At 53.9% G+C, this 2,529-nt stretch carries 2 protein-coding genes and 1 pseudogene; 1 reads left to right on the top strand and 2 read right to left on the bottom strand.

Annotated features, from left to right (window positions below):
- Positions 1–154: 154 nt before the first annotated feature.
- Positions 155–1,075 (bottom strand): glycosyltransferase family 2 protein, encoded by a 921-nt coding sequence (locus L691_RS0109555; protein WP_051459341.1) that lies wholly within the window; start codon positions 1,073–1,075, stop codon positions 155–157.
- A gap of 188 nt (positions 1,076–1,263) precedes the next feature.
- Positions 1,264–2,034: a YheC/YheD family protein gene (locus tag L691_RS0109550; RefSeq protein ID WP_025690226.1), complete on the bottom strand. Its 771-nt coding sequence runs from the start codon at positions 2,032–2,034 to the stop codon at positions 1,264–1,266.
- Positions 2,035–2,224: 190 nt separating this feature from the next.
- Between L691_RS0109550 and L691_RS28450 the strand changes: the two are divergent.
- Positions 2,225–2,529 (top strand): annotated as a pseudogene (locus tag L691_RS28450) (glycosyltransferase family 4 protein); the annotation flags it as partial.

The raw sequence follows: 2,529 nt of genomic DNA, 5'->3' as shown, positions 1-2,529 counted from the left end.
GAGGTGGGGGGACTGCGACACTAAATCTGTTCAAAACGGAAGCACCCGCCAAGGCTTCTTTCGCCCATGATTCGGGTGCTCCGATATTTCGTAAAAGGCGGATATAAGTACGGTGCAGTCTCCGGCGCAGAGGCCGCGAATGCGGCACCAGGAATCAGCTTCGGGTCTGCGCCCCTCTAAGCTCCCGGATTCCTCTGAGATAGCCGCTGCTTGCCTCTTTCCGGCGCTTAAGGGCCGTTTCCGCGTATAAAAATCCCGCTGTCCACAGCAGCATCGCATAGCGGAAGGGCGTTATGCCGGTTCTGAGCTTCAGCAGCTCATAGTGGTTGATAACCTTTGTATAGGCGACCTGTTCCTCCTTGTCTCTGGAAGCCGGCGACCCGTGGTGCACCAGCTTGAGCTCCGGATTGATAATCATCGGCCCGTGCAGCCCTGCCAGATAGGACAGATACAGGTCTTCGCCAAGGCTGTAGCCGTTCAGCCATTCAACCACCTTTACATCCCGCAGCGCCGACTTGCGGAAGCACATGTTGCATCCGTGCAGGAATTCGGTCCGGAAGATCCGTTTCTGCCGGTTCCACAAATTCATGGCGGAGGCAAATCCGCTGTAAGACAGCTTACCGGGAGCCAACCGGCTTCGGCCGCTGATCAGCATGAGCAGTCTGCCTTTCAGAGAGCAGGAGAAGCTCTGGTCCACACCGCCGACGCCGACGGCATCAGGATAGCGTTCAAAAGTCCGCAGAAGTACGGCCAAATAATCCGCTTCCAGCTCTACATCGTCATCCAGGAACAGCAGGGTCTCATACTTAGAGGCATGAGTCGCATAAATCCGTGATTTAAGCAGGCCCGCTTCCTCCCGATTCTTCCGGTGATAGCCCAGCTCCATACCGGAAGGCAATTCCCTCCTGACCTCTTCCAGCCAGGATTCCTGCGTATCGCCGTCATCAATGATCAAAATTTCAATCTCCGTACCGGCAATATCCCGCTGGCTAAATATCGATTTCAGGCATTTCCTCAAATCCTCATGTCTGTTCCGGGTGCAAATGGCTATCGACAACGTCAGCGATCCGTTCAAAATCCCACCCCTTCTTCCAAAAATGAATAATAGACGGACTGTTCTACAGACTGCGTTGTTACTGCTCCTGACGAAATTCGATCTTTTCCACAATTTTTTTGTAATTACCCTTTATTGTGCAGGATGAAACGCAAGTTGCAACTTTTTCTTGAATTTAATTCATTTTCAGAAAGAAAAGAGCGCAGGTTCTAGCGCTTGGGACGGGTTGTCTGCTGTGCCCGGCGGTAGGCCATAACCTTGCGGTACATGGATTTATCCGAGAGCTGATTAAAAATGTACGGATCGGGATTGGTGTTGACCTCAATGATCCATGGAGTCAGGGAACGGTCGAGGCCGACATCGACCCCAAGCTGCTTGAACCCCGGATAGTTTTTTTTGTAAAATTGTCCGACATCCTTGCCGAGCTTCCGCAAACGCTTTATCGTCTCAGCCTTAAGCGTATCGTTCATATGCGGAGCAAGCAGCTTCTCCACCGCCGTCGGCTTGCCTCCGGCATGGTAGTTCGTAACGATCTTTCCCTCCCCGGCCACTCTGCCGATCAGCCCTGTCGTTTCCCAGACTCCGCTGGGACTACGCTGAACCATGATGCGGATATCAAAGCGCCGGCCCCCCGCTTTCAGCAAGTCGATTCCTTTTTGAATCAGGTACTTGCGGCTGCCCGTCTTCCCTTTAAGCGAGGTGTAAAAAGCCTCAAAGGTGGCGAAGGTTCTCTGCTTGGTCCCGCTCTGATACCAGTATGCAGCTCCCTTTTCGCCCGATCGGCGCTCGGCCCGAATAACTCCGTTTCCGTAAGTGCCTATCTCCGGCTTGATATACACCATTCCGTGTTTGTCCAGCATTCGCTTGGCATTCTCGCGGGTCAGTCTTACCGTCTCCGGAATCAGCGCCGAAATCTCCGGACTGCGGAGCAGCACCTTCGTCTTGATCCATTTACTTGTCAGTGTCGATATGGCTTTCATCCTTGCATTCCACACTCCCGTCTACAAACTTCCTTGCCGAAGTATGATATGACACAAGATAAGCTATGCTTCGGCGGCAGTTTTCGCATTGGATAGACGCCGCTCTCCGGCAAAGAAAGTGTCTCCCGGCGAGACATGAGCATATAGTGCAAGCAGGAAGAAAATCGCTGCTTGGGAAAGGAGCCTAACGATGAACATCTGCATGATAGCGCCGGGACGGTTTCCGCTTCCGGGCAGCGGTTCCGTCGAAATCTGCATCTGGGAGACAGCCAGGCTGCTTGCCCTCCGCCACAACGTTACCGTAATCAGCCGGAGTATGCCGGGACTTCCCCGGCTGGAAGAACGCGAAGGAGTCAGGCTGATCCGTCTGCCTGCGGATACTCCCGCCCTGTACCTTGCCGAAACGCTGAAGGCCCTCCGGGAGGAGCCGTATGACCTTATTCAGGCAGACAACCGTCCGCATTTGGCTGCCGCTGTGAAGCGGGCCTTCCCTCA

The sequence above is a fragment of the Paenibacillus zanthoxyli JH29 genome (assembly GCF_000520715.1).
GTDB classification, from domain to species: Bacteria; Bacillota; Bacilli; order Paenibacillales; family Paenibacillaceae; genus Paenibacillus_AQ; species Paenibacillus_AQ zanthoxyli.
This window is presented reverse-complemented; position numbering and strand designations above follow the sequence as displayed.